We start from the raw sequence: 17,520 nt of genomic DNA, 5'->3' as shown, positions 1-17,520 counted from the left end.
CGCTTGTCCGGGACACGAGACCTTCACCTTACTCCAGACTCTCCACCTTGCGCAGGCTCGGAAACAGCTTCATCCAGAGCAGCGCCACTGCAACGGTGGCGACGCCACCGAGCACGGCGGCGGGCATGGCGCCGAGCAGCGCGGCTGCTACCCCGCTCTCGAACTGGCCGAGCTGGTTCGAGGCGTTGATGAACAGGAAATTCACTGCGCCGACCCGGCCGCGCATCTCGTCTGGCGTCGACAGCTGCACCAGCGAAAAGCGGATCACGACGCTGATCGTGTCGGCGGCCCCCAAAACGGCGAGCGACAGCACCGATAGCCACATCCAGGACGACAGCGCGAATACGATGGTGGCGAGGCCGAACACGATCACGGCCTGGAACATGCGCAGGCCGACATGGCGGGAGATGGCGTGCCGCGCCAGCACCATCGTCATCAGCAGCGCGCCGACGGCCGGCGCGGCACGCAGCACGCCGAGCCCGACCGGGCCGGTCTGGAGGATGTCGCGGGCATAGATCGGCAGCAGCGCCGTGACGCCGCCGAACAACACGGCGAACAAATCCAGCGAGATGGTCCCGAGGATTGCCGGGTTGCTGCGAATGAAGCGGACACCGGCGAAGATGTTGTCTGAGTCCATCCCTTCCGTTGCGATCGCCTGCGGGCGCGGGCGGATGAAGCCGGTCAAGATCATCCCCAAGACCCAGAACAGGACCATCGCGGCATAGGCAAGGTACGGGGCGATCGCATAGGCGAGGCCGCCGAGCGCAGGCCCCGTGATGGTCGCGACCTGCGCCGCCCCACTGGAGACGGCGGTGGCGCGCTGGAGCGAGCCCTGCGGCGCGATCAGCGGCAGCAGCGCCGCCGTGGTCGGGCTCTCGAACGCGCCGGCGATCCCGAGCAGGAAGGTCGCGATGAAGAGCTGCACCTCGCTGACCGCGCCGAGATAGGTGATGGTCGCGAGATAGAGCGCGGTCGCGGCTTCCACCAGCTGGCAGAGCTGGACGACGCGCTTGCGCTGGTAGCGGTCGGCGGCGTGACCGGCGACGAACACCAGAAGCGCTGTCGGCAGGAATTGGACGAGGCCGACCATGCCGAGGTCGAAGGCCGAGCCGGTGAGATCGTAGATCTGCCAGCCGATCGCGACGGCCGCGATCTGGCTGGAAAAGCGCGACAGGCTGCGCGAAAGCAAGAAGAACAGGAAGGCGCGGTGGCCGAGAAGCGCGCGGGCGCTGACCGGCCGATGTCCGGATATTGGCTGTTCTGGCATCACCTGTTGGGTCACCCTCGGACCGCTCTTTCCCTCGATGTCGAGGTCCCCGGGTGGCTGAGGTGGAGCTGCTTGTCAACACCAGGGCGTTTCAACTGCTCGCGGCATTGCCTTTGCAGCGCAGGCGCGACCATAATCATTGAGGGTTCGGGGACATCATGCTGCGCTTGCAATCGGCACTCGGCATTTTCGCATTGCTGTTGATCGCCTGGGTGCTGAGCGAGAGGCGCCGTGCGGTCTCGCTGCGCCAGGCGGCGATCGGCCTCGCCGCGACATTCGCCACCGCGATCCTGCTGCTGAAGCTGCCGGTGGTCGCCCATGCCTTCGGTGCCATCAACGACGCGGTCGGCGCGATCTCTGCGGCCTCGCGCGCCGGCTCCGCCTTCGTGTTCGGCTATATCGGCGGCGGCGCCCTGCCGTTCGACCTGAAAGTGCCGGGCGCCGATTTCATCCTGGCTTTCCAGGCGCTGCCGATCGTGCTGGTGATGAGCGTGCTCACGACGCTGCTGTTCTACTGGCGGATACTGCCGCCCGTCGTCCGCGGCATGGCCTGGCTGCTGGAGCGGACGCTCGGGGTCGGCGGCGCGGTGGGCCTGTCCACCGCTGCCAACGTCTTCCTCGGCATGGTCGAGGCGCCGTTGTTTGTGCGGCCTTATCTGGCGCAGATGACCCGCAGCGAGTTGTTCCTGGTCATGACCGGCGGCATGGCCGGCATCGCCGGCACCGTGCTGGTGCTCTACGCAACGCTGCTGGCGCCCCTCATCCCCGATGCCGCCGCGCATTTCGTCATCGCCTCGGTGCTCGGCGCGCCGGCCGCGATCCTTGTCAGCCTGATCATGGTGCCTGAAACCTCCGACAAGCGCACCGGCGGCGCGCTGGAGGATCCGGAGATGGAGGTCGCCAGCACGATGGACGCCATCGTGAAGGGCACCAGCGCGGGCATCGAGCTGCTGATCAACATCGTCGCGATGCTGCTGGTGCTGGTGGCGCTGGTCTATCTCGTCAACGCCGTGCTCGGCCTTCTGCCGAACATTGGCGGTGCCGCGATCTCGCTGCAGCGCCTGCTCGGTCTCGTCATGGCGCCGGTGTGCTGGCTGATGGGATTGCCGTGGGATCAGGCGATCACCGCCGGCAGCCTGATGGGCACCAAGACCGTGCTCAACGAATTGATCGCCTATGTCGACTTCTCGAAGCTGCCACCCGGCGCGCTCGACCCGCGCTCGCGCCTGATTATGCTCTACGCGATGTGCGGCTTCGCCAATTTCGCCAGCCTCGGCATCATGATCGGCGGCTTAGGGGTGATGGCGCCGGAACGGCGCGAGGAGATCAACGCGCTGGGATTGAAGTCGATCGTGTCGGGGACGCTGACGACGTGTCTGATGGGAGCGGTGGTGGGGGTGTTGGCTTGATTCTCGCCGCTCGTCATTCCGGGGCGCCGCGAAGCGGCGAACCCGGAATCCATTTCACTGCACGCACTGCCGCCCGATGGATTCTCAGGTGTGCAATTGCGCACCATAGCTCGATGCTGCGCATCGCCCCGGAATGACGGCGGAGAGCTACGGCGCGCGACTGCACGTAAACCCTACGCCTTCAGCTCCACCGTCTTGAACTCGGCCGGCAGGATCACCTCCAGCAACTCGACGTCATCGGAGTAATCCAAGATCATGTGCCTGATCTTCGGCGGCTGGGTCCAGGCGCTGCCTTGCTTCATCAAGGTCTCGCCCTGCCCGTCCATATAGGTCTTCACCCAGCCCTTGAGCACGTAGACCATCTGGAATTCGACGTCGTGATAGTGGAGCTTGGACACCTCGGCCGGATTGCAGGGGCCTTGCAAGCGGATCACATGCGCCTGTGCCAGGCCATGGGTCGCCTCGGCGATGCCGAGATCGCGGTAGCTGGCATAGGCACGCAGGCCGTCGGCCTTGAAATCTTCCTCGCGGTGATGGCTGACCGCGATGCGCTGCTTCGGCCGTGCGGGCTTGTTCGCAGCGACGCTGCGCGGCTTCGCCTTCACCGCCTTGCGAGCCGCGGATAGCGCCACAGCCTTGGCGGCACTGCGCTTCTTCACTGCGGTCTTCATCGCGGGTCTTGATGCCTTTTGCCTGGCCATTGTCTTCCTCCCTGATCTCCGCCGCGCCCGTCGCACGGGTCCGATCCGAGGGGCAGATTATCCAGCCCTGGGCGAGGCAGCAATGCGGAGCCTAGTCCAACCACGCGATGGCCCGATCGACCGTAGCTTGTCCCAAGCTGGCGTGGCAAGCGGCCGTCGTCTCGTCTTCGTTCTCGCGCTGAACTAGTTTCGCCGACAGATCCGGAGGACTTGATTCATGGGCAACGGCGTCGGTCAGCGTGCGTTTCAGAATGCGCGGCTTCAGAAGCGGCAAAAGGCCGACGTGCTGCCCTTGCTCGGGCAAGCGCTCGAATTGCACAAGAAGGGGCGCCTCGCCGAGGCCAAGGCTGCCTATCGCCAGCTCCTGCAGATCGCGCCCGATCAATTCATCGCGCTGCATATGCTCGGCGTCCTGGAGTCGGATGCCGGGAACTATCAGCAGGCCGAAATCCTGCTGAGCCGCGCGGTCGCCATGGATGCGCGATCTGCCGAAGCCCATATGAGCCTCGGCGTCGCGCTGAACGGGCTGAAGCGTCACGATGCGGCCCGCGAGAGTTATCGAACCGCGCTCGCCTTGCGGCCCAACTACGCTCTCGCCCTCTCCAACTTCGGGAACGCGAGCGCAGCCCTTGGTCGCTACCAGGAAGCACGCGAGAGTTACGACCGGGCGCTCGCCATCGACAGAAACCTTGCCGAAGCCCATAACGGCCGCGGCTCGGCGCTCTGCCGCCTGCGCAACTACGACGAGGCTCTCGCAAGCCTGAACCGCGCGCTCGCGATCAGGCCTGATGATGCCGCCGCGCTCGCGAACCGCGCCGTCGCATTGCGGGAGCTGCAGCGATCCGACGAGGCGATGGCAGATTGCAACCGGGCCATCGCCCTGGCTCCCGACGACGCGAATGGCTGGCTCTGCCGCGCAAATATCCTGCTCCAGACCCAGAAAATCGCCCAGGCATTGCCCGATTGCGAGAGGGCGCTCGCAATCGCGCCGGACTCCGATCAAGCTCACCTGGTGCTGGGCCTTTGTCTTGCCGGACTCGGCCGGGTCGACGAGGCCCTCGCCAGCTTCGACCGAGCCCTCGATATCCGGCCCGACCTCGAGAGCGCGATCTCCAGCAGGATATTCACGCTCGATTTCGTGGCGGACGCCGGCGTCGCGCAGCATCAGCAGGCGCGACACCTGTGGTGGGAGCGGATCGGAACGAAAATCGCTTCAGATGCGGCGGCACCGCATGACAACAGCCGCGATCCCGATCGCCGCCTCGTGCTTGGCTACGTGTCATCGGACTTCAACGCGCATTCGGCCGCGTTCATTTTCAAGCCAGTCCTGCAGCACCATGACCGGGCGCAGTTCGAGATCGTGTGCTACGCGTGCTCGTCGAAGATCGATGCGACGACGCGCGAATTTCAGGGGATCGCCGACCGTTGGCGCGACGCATCGCAATGGACCGACGATCGCCTCGCCGCTCAGATCCGCGCCGACGGCGTCGATATCCTGATCGACCTGTCCGGCCACACCAGGGGAAACCGCCTCGGCGTGTTCGCACGCAAGCCGGCGCCGATCCAGGTTCATGGCTGGGGCCACGGCACCGGCACCGGGCTGCCGACGATCGATTATCTTTGCTCCGACCCGGTCGCGATTCCTCACGAGGTCCGGCATCTGTTTGCGGAGACCGTCGTCGACCTGCCGTGCTTCGTGACGCTGGCGCCGCTGCCGGGCGGCGTGGTGCGGGCACCGGCGCCGGCGGTCGCGAACGGCTTCGTCACCTTCGGCGTCTTCAACCGCATCAGCAAGATTTCGGACGCGGCGGTGGAAGCCTGGTCCAGAATTCTCGAGCGAGCGCCGGGTTCGCGGCTACTGATCAAGGATTTCGCGCTGGACGATGGGCTGGTGCGCGACAACCTGCTGGCGCGGCTTGCCGCGTGCCGCCTGACCGCCGATCGGGTCGAGCTGCTCGGCGCCACCTCCCGGGACGACCATCTGACGTCGTTCAATCGCGTCGACATTTGCCTCGACACGTTCCCGCAGAATGGCGGCGTCAGCACCTGGGAAGCCTTGCAGATGGGCGTGCCTGTTGTGGCGAAGCTCGGCAACAGCCTGCCCGGCCGCGCGGCCGGCTCCATCCTGACGGCGCTTGGCCTGCCGGACTGGGTCGCAGATAGCGCGGAGGCATATGTCGAGATCGCAACGCGCCGTGGCTCGGAGATCGCCGAGCTCAACACGCTGCGCCTTGAACTGCCCGACAAGATCCGGGCCGCAGCCGCCGGAAACCCCGTCGCGTACGGGCGAGCGGTGGACCAGACCTATCGCGCGATGTGGAGACGTTATTGCAGCGGCACATCGTAGGGGCGGCAAAGCGGAGGCGTGCCCACCCTCGCCATCGCGGAGAGTTGGTGGGCACGGCGCGCGCAGTGCGCGCCTTTGTCCGCACTAAGAGACCGGCGCTCTGTTCAATGCAGCCGGAACACGCCGTCGACGGCGCGGAGCTCGGCGGGCTTGATCAGCTTGGAATGCGCGACGGTGACCGAATGGAGCGGGCCGTCGAGCTTTTCCTGCCAGAAGGCCAGGAAATCCTTCAGCGCGGGGAATTTCGGAAACATGTCGTAGTTCTGCCAGACGTAGGTCTGGAGCAGCGAGGGATGATCCGGCATTCGATAAAGAATTTGTGCCGTCGTCAGCCCGTAGCCCAGCATCTGTTTCCGGAAATCGTCGGAAACACCCCCAACGCGCAGTCCCATGCCAAACCTCCTTTGCAGGAGCGCATTCGGCGGGTGGCTTGATCCGTGCCCCGGGGAGCCACCCGGCTGCTGATGCGCTCACACCAGAAATGTGACGCAAACCGACAATTCATCTCAAGCCCAAAAGTTTAACAAGCTGTTGAAATTCAATGCGTTAGCAGCAGATACGCCACCGTGCTAATACGGGCTCCGGCATCGGTTAACGATAGTGAACGCCTTCTGGCAGTCCACGCTTTTGGCTGCTAATTTTTCTGCTACAAGCCCTTGCCCCCACAAAATTCCTGGCCTATTTCAGGCTCGCTCGTGCTAGCACTCACGGGCAACGATTGCTAACAATCTCAAAACCTCAACCCGAGCAATTGCTTAGGAGGACTGCATGAAATTCCGTCCGCTTCACGACCGCGTCGTGGTCAAGCGCATCGACGCCGAAGAGAAGACCGCTGGCGGCATCATCATTCCCGACACTGCCAAGGAAAAGCCCTCCCAGGGCGAAATCGTCGCCGTTGGCCCCGGTGGCCGCGACGAAGCTGGCAAGCTGATCCCGATCGACCTGAAGGTCGGCGACCGCGTGCTGTTCGGCAAGTGGTCCGGCACCGAGGTCAAGATCGACGGCCAGGACCTGCTGATCATGAAGGAGAGCGACGTGATGGGCGTTCTCGAGGTCAGCGAGTCCAAGAAGAAGGCGGCTTAAGAGCCCTTCTCTCCCTCCAGTCAAACATCTCAAGGAAAAACCCACATGGCAGCCAAAGAAGTCAAATTCTCGGTTGATGCGCGCGACAAGATGCTGCGCGGCGTCGACATCCTTGCCAACGCAGTGAAGGTCACGCTCGGCCCGAAGGGCCGCAACGTCGTGCTCGACAAGTCGTTCGGCGCTCCCCGCATCACCAAGGACGGCGTCACCGTCGCCAAGGAGATCGAGCTCGAGGACAAGTTCGAGAACATGGGCGCCCAGATGGTGCGCGAAGTCGCCTCCAAGTCCGCTGACGCGGCCGGCGACGGCACCACCACCGCCACCGTGCTGGCCCAGGCGATCGTGCGTGAAGGCGCCAAGTCGGTCGCCGCCGGCATGAACCCGATGGACCTCAAGCGCGGTATCGACCTGGCCGTGGAAGCCGTGGTCGCCGACCTCGTGAAGAACTCCAAGAAGGTCACCTCGAACGACGAGATCGCCCAGGTCGGCACCATCTCGGCCAACGGCGACGCGGAGATTGGCAAGTTCCTCGCCGACGCCATGAAGAAGGTCGGCAACGAGGGCGTCATCACCGTCGAGGAAGCGAAGTCGCTCGAGACCGAACTCGACGTCGTCGAGGGCATGCAGTTCGACCGCGGCTACATCTCGCCCTACTTCGTCACCAACGCCGACAAGATGCGCGTCGAGATGGACGACGCCTACATCCTGATCAACGAGAAGAAGCTCTCCTCGCTGAACGAGCTGCTGCCGCTGCTCGAGGCCGTGGTGCAGACCGGCAAGCCGCTGGTCATCGTCGCCGAGGACGTTGAAGGCGAAGCGCTCGCGACCCTCGTCGTGAACCGCCTGCGCGGCGGCCTGAAGGTCGCGGCCGTCAAGGCTCCGGGCTTCGGCGATCGCCGCAAGGCCATGCTGCAGGACATCGCGATCCTGACCGGCGGCCAGGCGATCTCGGAAGATCTCGGCATCAAGCTCGAGAACGTCACGCTCAACATGCTCGGTCGCGCCAAGAAGGTGATGATCGACAAGGAGAACACCACGATCGTCAACGGCGCCGGCAAGAAGGCCGACATCGAGGCGCGCGTGGCCCAGATCAAGGCGCAGATCGAGGAGACCACCTCGGACTACGACCGTGAGAAGCTCCAGGAGCGTCTTGCCAAGCTCGCGGGCGGCGTCGCGGTGATCCGCGTCGGCGGCGCGACCGAGGTCGAGGTGAAGGAGCGCAAGGATCGCGTTGATGACGCGATGCATGCGACCCGCGCGGCCGTGGAAGAAGGCATCGTTCCGGGCGGCGGCGTCGCCCTGCTCCGTGCCTCCGAGCAGCTCAAGGGCCTTCGCACCAAGAACGACGACCAGAAGACCGGCGTCGAGATCGTGCGCAAGGCGCTGTCGGCCCCCGCCCGCCAGATCGCGATCAACGCCGGTGAAGACGGCTCGGTGATCGTCGGCAAGGTGCTGGAGAACAAGGCCTATGCCTACGGCTTCGACTCCCAGACCGGCGAATACGGTGACCTCGTCAAGAAGGGCATCATCGACCCGACCAAGGTGGTCCGCACCGCGATCCAGAACGCTGCCTCCGTGGCCGCGCTCCTGATCACCACGGAAGCCATGGTCGCCGAGCTGCCCAAGAAGGGCGGCGCCGGCCCGGCAATGCCCCCCGGCGGCGGCATGGGCGGCATGGACTTCTAAGATCCAACCACATCAAGAACGACGAAACCCCGGCAGCGATGCCGGGGTTTTTGTTTGTGAGCGGCACCGTCCTCTCCACCCGTCATTCCGGGGCGCGCCCCCCTGGGCGCGAGCCCGGAATCCATAACCACGAAACTCACGGGCGACAGGCATAGGCGGGCCATTCGATCTGCCTGTGATTATGGATTCCGGGCTCGGCGCTGCGCGCCGCCCCGGAATGACAAGGAGTGCAGGATGAACCTTATGTGGCGATCCCCGGATAGAGGTCATCCCAGTTCGGATTCTGCTCTTCGATCAGGCGCGTTTTCCAGTCGCGCCGCCATTTCTTGAGCTCCTTCTCGCGGGCAATGGCTGTCGCAGGATCATCATAGATTTCGAACAGCACGAGCTTGTTGACGCCGTACTTGCTGGTGAAGCCGGGGACGGCTTTCGTTCTGTGCTGATACACGCGGCGCACCAAGTCGTTGGTCACGCCGATGTAGAGCGTGCCGTGTTTCTTGCTCGCGAGGATGTAGATGTAGTAGGTCACAACATCCGCCTGTGGATATGGATTCCGGGCTCGCGCCCAAGAGGGCGCGCCCCGGAATGACGGGAGGAGAGACCCCCTACCTCACTCCACCTTTCCCATCCGCTCGAAGCGGGGCTCGCCGTCTTCGTCGAGCGACCAGATGATGCGCGTGACCTTGCCGATGAGATTGTCCATCGGCACGAAGCCGAAGGTCGACAGCATGCGGCTGTCGGTGGAATTGTCGCGGTTGTCGCCGAGAACGAAGAGGTGGCCGGGCGGCACAGCGAAGACGTCGGTGTTGTCGAGATAGCCGTTTTCGACGCAATCATACGTCACGTAGCTTGCGCCGCTCGGCAGCGTCTCGCGCCAACGCTTGACGGCCTTGCCGTCGTCCACGCCGCAGGCCTCGCCGGCAAGCGCTGCCTCCAGGGCGACGCGCGTCACCGGGCGGTCGTTCAGGATGAGCCGGCCCTGCCGCATCTGGATGCGGTCCCCTGGCAGCCCGACGACGCGCTTGACGTAGTCGGTCGAATTGTCCTTCGGCGACCGAAACACGACGATATCCCCGTATTCGGGATCCGCGGCGAGGATACGGCCCGAAATAACGGACGAGGCGAAAGGAAGGGAATAGCGGCCATACCCATAGGCATATTTCGCGGCGAAGACGTAATCGCCGGCCATGAGCGTCGGCGTCATCGAGCCGGATGGAATGTTGAACGGCTGATAGAGGACGAAACGAAACAGGATCAGCGGCGACCACAGCACCGGGATCATGAGAATCAGGACGACGATCGCCTTCCATTCCCGCGATTGTGCCCGCGAGGGCCGGATCGTTTCGGAAAGAGTCGCCATAGGCTTGCCCCGTCAAGTCTCGTCATGAGATTACGCAACCCTGGCGCGCGCGCAATCCCCGCTCGTGGTCTTGGTCGCACGTCGTGCAAACTGCGTTCATTGCGGCGGCCTCGGCCGTCGCCGACGGTCAGGCTTTCGGGACGTCCTGGAAGCAAGCCCTCACCCAGTCGATGGTCACGCGGGTCGCCGGATCGCGCTTGAGGTGGTTCTGCACCAGAAGCCAGACGTCGCGGCGCTTCGGCAGCAGGGTGGCGCGCAGGCTGCGGTCGGCGAGCAGGGCTGCGCAGCTGTGCTCGGGCAGCACGCCGACGGCCTGATGCGACCGGATCATGGTGCTGATGATGCGGGTATTGTCGGTGACGCAGCGCGTGTTGGTCAGGCGCCTGGAACGCAGAAACTGCGCTTCCGGAATCGCGTCGAGCTCGTCCGGATAGACGCAGGCGACGGGCTCGCCACTGCTGCGGTCCGCCGGCTCGAAGAAGTAGAGGCTGACGTCGCCGAGCTTGGAGATCGTGAAGTCGCCCTTCTCCGGCTTGCGCAGGCGGATGGCGAGGTCGGCCTGCCAGCGCGAGAATTTCACGTTGTCGCTGGAGGTTAGGAATTGCAGGGTCAGGCCGGGATGATCGCGCAGGAAGCTGCTCGCATGCGGGGCCAGCAGCTCTTCGGCGACCGCATTGGTCGAGGCGATGCGCAGGCGCCCGACCGGGCCCGCCTGGCTCTCCTTGATGCGATCGATCGCCGCGGCATGCGCCGCCATCGCGCCGACATGTTCGAGCACCGCCTCGCAATGGCGCGTCGGCCGCCGCAAGCCGTCCACGGCATCGAACAGCGGCACGCCGAGATCGCGCTGGATGCGCGCCAGCCGGCGGCCGACGGTGGTCTCGTCGATGCGCAGCCGCGCGCTGGCGCCGGCATAGGTGCCCTCGTCCCTCACCGCGGCGATGATGCGCAGATCGTCCCAGTTCATGGGGGAAAGCCTAGCAGCCGGTGCAGATACCTGCAAATTCGCAGCCGTAAGCTGCAATAGTCCTGCACAATGGCAGGCCTCGGCTGCGCTAGTGTCGCGCCATCCCACAGCCCTGGAAGGCCTGACCAGCATGACCGCTCCAAAGACCCTGCTCGAACTCGCCGGCGCCAATCTCGATCCGCCGAAGCTCAACGAGGCCTGCCTCGTGTTGATCGACATCCAGAACGAGTATTGCGCCGGCCCGCTGGCCCTGCCCGATGCGCAGGCGGCGATCGCGGCGGCTGCTCGCCTGCTGGCGCGGGCACGGGAGAGCGGCGCCGCAGTCTTCCATGTCGCACACAAGGGCCGCGCCGGCGGCCTGTTCGACCGCGAGGCGCCGCGCGGGGCCATCGTCGAACGCCTGACGCCGCGCGCGAGCGAGCCGGTGATCGAGAAGGGGTTGCCGAACGCGTTCGCCGGCACCGACCTGCAGGCCCGGCTTGCTGCCACCGGACGCACGAACATCGTGCTGGCCGGGTTCATGACGCACATGTGTGTGTCTTCCACCGCCCGCGCCGCGCTCGACCTCGGCCTGCGCACGACGATCGCGGCCGATGCCTGCGCCACCCGCGATCTTCCCGATGGACGCGGCGGCGCGCTCGCCGCCAGGACGGTTCACGAGGTGGCGCTGGCTGAATTGTCGGACCGCTTCGCGATCATCGCGCGCACCGACGCACCGGTTTGACGGCGCTCTGCAAGAATTGACATCGCGCCTTGGCCGTCCTTGACGGCCGACCTCGAACGCATGCAGGCGCGGCCGGCAAGCGGTGCGGGGCGCGATCGCGCCTCAGTCCACCCGCGCCAGCACCGCCAGCTTGCGGATGCCCTTGTTGCGGTAGGCGTCGAGGAAGGCGTAATAGTCCTTGAACGACACGCAGCCGTTGGAATCGCCGTTCGGCCCGAGCATGTAGGTGTGGGCGAGCAGGCCGTCGCGGCCGTAGATCGCGCTTTCGCCGCCGACCGGTGTCAGGCGCAGCGCCGGCACACCGTGAAACAGCGCCTCGCGCGGCTTCAGCGTGTAGATGTGCGGAGGCGTCACGCCGCGCATGCGCAGGCGACGGGAGTCCGGATCGTCGCGGTTGGCGCCGAGGCCGGAATGCGCCTCGAGCCGGGTGCCGTCGGGCAGATACACCATCTTGGCAGCAATATCGTAGACCGCAGTGTCCCGCTCGTAGGGCGGCGCGCCGCCGAACATCGGGTTCTGCTCCTTCGGCGCGATGGATGCGGTGATGCTGGCGTCGGCGGAGGCATAGGCCAGGAGCCCGCCGGACGGCTCACGCTTGCCCCAGAGCTTCTCCACCATCGACTGGCGCGGCGTGGTGATCGACATCACGGCCGCCTTGGCGCGATCGGCAAACGACTTCGGCTTCGCCTCGGGCGCCGGCACGATCTGGGCCGGATCGGCCGAGGCCAGCTGGACCTGGCCCTCCGCTGCGCGCCTGGCCTTGTCGGCAGACCTGTCATTGGTCTTCGGGGCAGGCTTCAGCGCGTCGGCGACCTTGGCAATCACGCCCTGCTTCGAAGCCTCCTTCGAGGTCTCCGGGACGGCAGCCATCTGGGTCGCTGGCGCAGCGCTCGCCGCATTCGATGGCACGCCCTGCGTGGCAGCTGCTGCAAAACGCTCGTTGAACATCTCGCGCGAGATCGGGGCGGCGACCTGGAGCCGATCGGGCAGCAGGGCGAAGGTCTCCTTGATGGCCTCGCCGGCCTCACGCAGCACCATCTTGGCCGGGCGCCTGATCACCGGCTCGTCGTAGCCGATGCTGCCGACGGTCGGATAGACGCTCGCGCCGAAGATGTTGCTGTGGATGGTCCAGCCAGCACCCACCACGACGCAGCCGATCGCGGCGGCGCCGAGCCAATTGGTCATGGTCATTCTCGGAGAAGATTTCCGCGAATTGCGCTTCGAGAAATTCTTGGACTTCCGTGCCGCGTTACTTTGCGCAGCGATACTCGTACTCATTCGCCTTGCGTCCAGGACGGTGTCACTCGGTCCCCCTTCAAAGTGCCGCTGGTCACGATCCGGGAACAGCATCTCGCAGAGGGTCGGAGCGTCATTAAGGCGACTTTTAGTTAAATGCGGATTAAGTTCAGGCCGATATGAGGCAACCCGTTAACGCTGTCTCATTTTGGGAAAAAGCCCGCAGTATTACGGACTTAGCAGTATCTGTTAACCATCTTTCGCAGCCAACTCGGCGCCTTCGGCGGATGCCTTGGGCGATCCCTCAAGGCCATCCAACCAAGTCGTTTCGTGGCCTTCGAGACCCGGACGATAACGGGGAAGCATTGCGCGGGGCTGGCGCTGCGCCCTCTCCGCTCAAGCCGCAGCGCGGCCGTCCACGTCACACTTCGCGCACAGAGCGGTCGCGCGCCACGGCGCCGTGATAGAAAGTTGATCGCGCCGGTCTGGAAATCGCCGCCACGAGAAAGTAGCTCGGTACCTCGGCACTTTTCAGCAGCCTCTGCTTGTGATACGGCACCGTATTGCTTTGCCTTGGACGGTGCCGAGCACTTTGAACGGAGGCTGGCATGAGGGGCTTTTCGCGCGCTGGGCTTTGCGCCCTGCTGTGGTCATCATTTTCGATCGGTCTTGCGAGCGCACAGCCGGCTGCCAATAGCGGCTGCATGGCATCGCTGGCGGCCGCGGGCACCCAGGTCTGGCGCTGTGACAACGGCATCACGATCGTTGCGGAAAATGGCGCCAGATTTGAACTAAAGGACGCCAACCGCGACGGACATATAGACTCCGTGGAGTTGAGCAGCAAAGCCCTGCTGGTCGAGGTGCCCAGGAAGTCGCGGCGCACCCCCTTCAAGGTGCTGACGCCGCAAGCGATTGCCGCAGTGCGCGGCACGAAATGGGCGGTCGACGCCGCTGACGCCAAGACCTCCGTGTTCGTCGCCGACGGCCGGGTCGGCGTGACCCGCAGGGCCCGTGGACGCGGCGTCGTGCTCGGACCCGGCGAAGGCGTCGATGTCGAGCCGACCGGCCCGTTGACCGTCAAGACGTGGGGCCAGCCGCGCGTCGACGCGCTGATGGCAAGGCTCGGGCAACAATAAGGCTCGGGCGATCAGGCTTCGGCAATGAGACCCGGCCGACGAGGCACGGCACACGAAATTTTGGCAACAGACGAGTGCTAGACACCGCATGCGTAGGCGACGCGTTCAGATCCTGGTGGCATTGGTCCTCACCGCGCTGTGGGGCGCGGGCATCTATGCCGCGCACGCCAACGGCCGTTTGCGCTTTCTCGACCGCCTCGAAGCCACGCTGACGGACTGGCGGACGCAGATTCGCGGCGTGCAGCGTCCACCCGATCTCGTCACCATCGTCGCGATCGACGACACCGTGGTGAAGCGCGGCGGCAGCTACCCGTTGCCGCGCTCCGACCTCGCCCGCGTCGTCGACACCATCGTGCAGTTCAAGCCAAAGGTCATTGGCATCGATCTCCTGCTGGTCGACCGCAGCGCTGCGATCGGCGATGCCACGCTGGCCAACACGCTCGCCACCGGGCCCATGGTGCTCGCCGCCGCGGCGATCTTCCCCTCCGACAGCGACACCGTGACGCCGGAGAGCGAAGGTCCCCTCGCCGTTCTGCCGCAGGCCGAACGCTTCCTGCAGCCCCTGCCCGCATTCGCCGACCATGCCGAGGTCGGTGTCGTCAACGTCGCGACTGGGCAATCCGGGTCGCCGCTCTCGGTGCCGATGCTGTTCCGGACCCGCGACAAGGTCGAGCTGTCGTTCCCCCTGCGCGTCGCCGCCCGTGCGCTCGACGAGCCGCTGACAGTCGCACCCGACCATCTGAGATTGGGTGAACGCGTGGTGCCGACCGACAGCGACTTCGCGCTGCCGATCACCTATTACGGCCCGCGCCGGACGATCCGCACCGTCAGCGCGCAGAGCATCTTCGACGGCACGCTCGACCGCGCCGCGATCGAGAACCGGATCGTCGTGATCGGCGCCTCGGTCGCCGGCGGCGGCGACTTCTTTCCCACGCCGTTCGACTCGCTGATGCCCGGCGTCGAGGTGATCTCGACCGCGATCACGCATCTCGTCGCCGGCGACGGCGTCCTGCGCGACCGCAGGGTCCGCATCGCCGATGCGCTCACTGCGGTCCTGCTGCCGATGCTGCTGGTCGGCCTGCTCGCCTGGCGGCGGAGCGCGCTCGGCATCATCGCGGCCGCCGCAGTGATGACGGCCTGGGCCGGGCTCAATCTGTTCGCGTTCACGCACGGGGTCTGGCTGAACGCTGCGACCACGCTCGTCGCGGCGGTGCCGCCGGTCGCCGTCTTTGCCGGCATACAGCTGTGGGCCGGAAGCCGCCGCACGCAATATTTCGCGGCCAAGAGCAGGTCGCTCGCACAATTCCAGGCGCCAGCGGTACAGGAGTGGCTGGCACGCGACCCGAACTTCCTGTCGAAGCCCGTCCGGCAGGATGCCGCCGTGGTCTTCATCGACCTCTCGGGTTTCACCGGTCTGAGCGAGCGGACCGATCCGGACGAACTCAGGGATCTCCTGAAGGGATTTCACGCACTGATCGACAAGACCGCGGTCGATTGCGGCGGCATGATCACCGGCTTTCTCGGCGACGGCGCCATGATCCTGTTCGGGCTTCCGCGCGCCATGCCCGATGACGCGACGCGCGCGCTGAAATGCGCGATCGACCTGCATCGCGGGGCCGAACGCTGGATCGCCTCGCTGCCGCCGGCGATCGCAGGACAGCTCGGCTTCAAGATCGGCGCGCATTGCGGTGAGATCGTCGCATCCCGGCTCGGCGAAAGCCATCACCACATCACCGCGACCGGCGACACCGTCAACGTCGCCAGCCGGCTGATGGAGGTTGCCGCCCAGAACGATGCGCGGCTCGCGCTGAGCGATACGCTGCTGGATGCCGCCGACTTCCAGGGCGCTCCCGACGGCGTCCTGTCCGGCCCCCTGCTCGCCCAGGTCCGCGGCCGCTCCGGCATCGTGACCGTTTGGTTCTGGCGCGACCGGGGCGACCGGGGCCAGGTTGCGACCAAGGCCGAGATTATTGGCTGAGCGCGATGAAGCGAGGCTCGATCGCTGAAAGACGGAGCTGCGCTCCCTCTCCCGCAAGCGGGAGAGGTTGCACCGAGCCCGCGGCAATCGGTTCGACTTGAAGCCATTCCGCTCTGGGCGCTACCGCGCTTCCGGCGGTGGCGAGCGATCGAGCACCTCGCCCCTGGCGCCTTCGAGCAGATCGATACCGTAGGTCTCGATCACGAGCGGCCCGCGCTTGCGCTGCAATTGCGCGACCTCTGTCACCTTCGCAAAGAGCTCGTTAAGGGCGGGACGCCCCCCTGCGCGCAACTCGTCGACATAGAGCAGCTTGCCGGCGAGTAGCGCGGGATCCGGCTCGGGCATGTTGACCCAGCGGATGCGCTGGCTTTGCTGCACGACGCAGGTGCCCGGCGGCAGATAGAAGGCGAGCCAACCGGTGGTCCCGTAATCCTGCGCAAGCACGCAGGTCGCACCGACGCGCGCGCGCACCGCTTCGATCTCCGCGGCGAGCTCGCGCCAGCCGACACCGACGCTGCGCACCGTGGCGTCGCGGCGGTAGCCCGAAAGCCAGCCGGTGTTGGCCTGGACGATCAAGGCCGCAAACATCAGGATGCCCACAGGCGCGGCCCAGCGCAGGCAGAAGTCGACGAGGCGCCGCTGGCGCGGCTTCCACTGTGCGATGTTGGCTGCGGCAGCCGCGGCCACGACGAAGGGCGGGTAGACCGGGGCGAACCAGTTGGCCTCGACCCGGGCATGCAAGGAATGCCAGACGAAATAGGCGACGATGGTCCAGAACATCGTCGCGATCAGCACGCGCGAGGCCAGCGCGCCCGTGCGCTGCCAGGTCAGCGCGTGCAATCCCATCGCGCCGAGGATGAAGACCAGCGGGGTTGCGAACGCGATCTGGGTCGGGATCAGCTCGGCGATGAAGACCGGCCGGAAGTCCTCGATCCTGGCACGGCCGAGCTGCTTTGCGAACGAGACCCATTGGTGGTCCGCATTCCAGAGGATCACGGGCGAGAACAGCGCCAGCGCCACCAAGCCGCCGAGGTAGGGCCAGGGCGAGAGGAACCAGCGTCGCAGCTTCGGCACGCAAGCGAGCCAGATCAGGATCGCGGCGCCAAAGAACATCGCCGTGTATTTCGACAGCAGCGCAGCGCCGACGGCAGCGCCGACGGCGAGCCACCAGGCGCCACGGCCGGTCTCCAGCACCTTGGCGAGGAACAACAGCACGAAGCTGGAGGCGACCAGCAGCGGCGCATCGGGCGTCACGATTAGCGTGCCGACCGAGGCCAGCAGCGTCGCGTTGAGCAGGATGGCGCTGGTCGCAGCCACGCGCACCCCGCCGAACAGGATCGCGGCAGAGCGATAGACCGCATAGCTCATCGGCAGCGCCAGCAGGATCGAGACCAGGCGAACGCCGAGCTCGGTATCGCCCGCGATCAAGGTGCCGGCCCGGATGACGTACGCCACCATCGGCGGATGGTCGTAATAGCCGCCGGCCAGGTTCTTCGACCACATCCAGTAATAGGCTTCGTCGAAGGTAATCGGCGTGAAGGCGGCCGCGACTAGGCGCAAAGCAACCAGCGCAACAATCACCAACGTGGTGTTGCGGACGATCCGCGCGTCAGCTCCGGCCATGTC

General features: G+C 65.7%; 15 protein-coding genes. 7 read left to right on the top strand and 8 right to left on the bottom strand.

The features are described 5' to 3' along the window. Window positions 1-28 precede the first annotated feature (28 nt). On the bottom strand, window positions 29-1,267 hold the full coding sequence (locus AC3WLX_RS21190; protein ID WP_492337449.1) for an MFS transporter: 1,239 nt from the start codon (window positions 1,265-1,267) through the stop codon (window positions 29-31). 158 nt (window positions 1,268-1,425) lie between these two features. Between AC3WLX_RS21190 and AC3WLX_RS21185 the strand changes: the two genes are divergently transcribed. Beyond that, the gene (locus tag AC3WLX_RS21185; RefSeq protein ID WP_492337448.1) at window positions 1,426-2,676 is read left to right on the top strand and encodes a NupC/NupG family nucleoside CNT transporter; all 1,251 of its coding nucleotides are present in this window, start codon (window positions 1,426-1,428) and stop codon (window positions 2,674-2,676) included. A 173-nt stretch (window positions 2,677-2,849) separates the two neighbouring features. On the opposite strand, the gene AC3WLX_RS21180 is transcribed toward AC3WLX_RS21185, so the two are convergent. Beyond that, a complete protein-coding gene (locus AC3WLX_RS21180; RefSeq protein WP_492337447.1) occupies window positions 2,850-3,377 on the bottom strand; it encodes a cupin domain-containing protein in 528 nt (175 codons plus the stop codon). A 217-nt stretch (window positions 3,378-3,594) separates the two neighbouring features. On the opposite strand from AC3WLX_RS21180, the gene AC3WLX_RS21175 reads away from it, so the two are divergent. Further along, complete coding sequence (locus tag AC3WLX_RS21175; protein ID WP_492337446.1) at window positions 3,595-5,724, top strand: O-linked N-acetylglucosamine transferase, SPINDLY family protein; 2,130 nt, start codon at window positions 3,595-3,597, stop codon at window positions 5,722-5,724. A gap of 104 nt (window positions 5,725-5,828) precedes the next feature. Here the strand turns inward: AC3WLX_RS21175 and AC3WLX_RS21170 are convergent, their stop codons facing one another. Then, the gene (locus tag AC3WLX_RS21170) at window positions 5,829-6,116 is read right to left on the bottom strand and encodes an usg protein (protein ID WP_024340798.1); all 288 of its coding nucleotides are present in this window, start codon (window positions 6,114-6,116) and stop codon (window positions 5,829-5,831) included. A gap of 376 nt (window positions 6,117-6,492) precedes the next feature. On the opposite strand from AC3WLX_RS21170, the gene AC3WLX_RS21165 reads away from it, so the two are divergent. Continuing rightward, a complete protein-coding gene (locus AC3WLX_RS21165) occupies window positions 6,493-6,807 on the top strand; it encodes a co-chaperone GroES (RefSeq protein WP_148741152.1) in 315 nt (104 codons plus the stop codon). A gap of 45 nt (window positions 6,808-6,852) precedes the next feature. Beyond that, window positions 6,853-8,493 carry a chaperonin GroEL gene (gene groL / locus AC3WLX_RS21160; protein ID WP_291620573.1) on the top strand — a complete coding sequence of 547 codons (1,641 nt, stop codon included), beginning with the start codon at window positions 6,853-6,855 and terminating at the stop codon, window positions 8,491-8,493. Between the two features lie 241 nt (window positions 8,494-8,734). Here groL and AC3WLX_RS21155 read toward each other — a convergent pair whose 3' ends face one another. The 3 genes from AC3WLX_RS21155 to AC3WLX_RS21145 all read right to left on the bottom strand — a co-directional run bounded on the left by AC3WLX_RS21155 (window position 8,735) and on the right by AC3WLX_RS21145 (window position 10,820). Continuing rightward, window positions 8,735-9,022 (bottom strand): GIY-YIG nuclease family protein, encoded by a 288-nt coding sequence (locus tag AC3WLX_RS21155; RefSeq protein WP_492337445.1) that lies wholly within the window; start codon window positions 9,020-9,022, stop codon window positions 8,735-8,737. A gap of 81 nt (window positions 9,023-9,103) precedes the next feature. Then, window positions 9,104-9,853, bottom strand: a complete 750-nt coding sequence (lepB, locus tag AC3WLX_RS21150; RefSeq protein WP_492337444.1) for a signal peptidase I — start codon at window positions 9,851-9,853, stop codon at window positions 9,104-9,106. 127 nt (window positions 9,854-9,980) lie between these two features. Then, a complete protein-coding gene (locus AC3WLX_RS21145) occupies window positions 9,981-10,820 on the bottom strand; it encodes a LysR family transcriptional regulator (protein ID WP_492337443.1) in 840 nt (279 codons plus the stop codon). 130 nt (window positions 10,821-10,950) lie between these two features. Here AC3WLX_RS21145 and AC3WLX_RS21140 point away from each other — a divergent pair, with 130 nt between their 5' ends. Beyond that, window positions 10,951-11,544 (top strand): cysteine hydrolase family protein, encoded by a 594-nt coding sequence (locus tag AC3WLX_RS21140; RefSeq protein WP_492337442.1) that lies wholly within the window; start codon window positions 10,951-10,953, stop codon window positions 11,542-11,544. A 102-nt stretch (window positions 11,545-11,646) separates the two neighbouring features. Here the strand turns inward: AC3WLX_RS21140 and AC3WLX_RS21135 are convergent, their stop codons facing one another. Next, the gene (locus AC3WLX_RS21135; RefSeq protein ID WP_492337441.1) at window positions 11,647-12,735 is read right to left on the bottom strand and encodes a DUF2778 domain-containing protein; all 1,089 of its coding nucleotides are present in this window, start codon (window positions 12,733-12,735) and stop codon (window positions 11,647-11,649) included. Between the two features lie 653 nt (window positions 12,736-13,388). Between AC3WLX_RS21135 and AC3WLX_RS21130 the strand changes: the two genes are divergently transcribed. Together AC3WLX_RS21130 and AC3WLX_RS21125 are read left to right on the top strand one after the other, a co-directional pair. Beyond that, window positions 13,389-13,916 (top strand): FecR domain-containing protein, encoded by a 528-nt coding sequence (locus tag AC3WLX_RS21130; protein ID WP_492337440.1) that lies wholly within the window; start codon window positions 13,389-13,391, stop codon window positions 13,914-13,916. An 88-nt stretch (window positions 13,917-14,004) separates the two neighbouring features. Next, window positions 14,005-15,894: a CHASE2 domain-containing protein gene (locus AC3WLX_RS21125; protein WP_492337439.1), complete on the top strand. Its 1,890-nt coding sequence runs from the start codon at window positions 14,005-14,007 to the stop codon at window positions 15,892-15,894. Between the two features lie 120 nt (window positions 15,895-16,014). On the opposite strand, the gene AC3WLX_RS21120 is transcribed toward AC3WLX_RS21125, so the two are convergent. Continuing rightward, window positions 16,015-17,517, bottom strand: a complete 1,503-nt coding sequence (locus AC3WLX_RS21120) for a glycosyltransferase family 39 protein (protein WP_492337438.1) — start codon at window positions 17,515-17,517, stop codon at window positions 16,015-16,017. Window positions 17,518-17,520 lie beyond the last annotated feature (3 nt).

Source organism: Bradyrhizobium sp. FW305-F6 (assembly GCF_058782905.1).
Note: the sequence above shows the minus strand (reverse complement) of the source record. Positions and strands in the feature narration are given on the sequence as shown.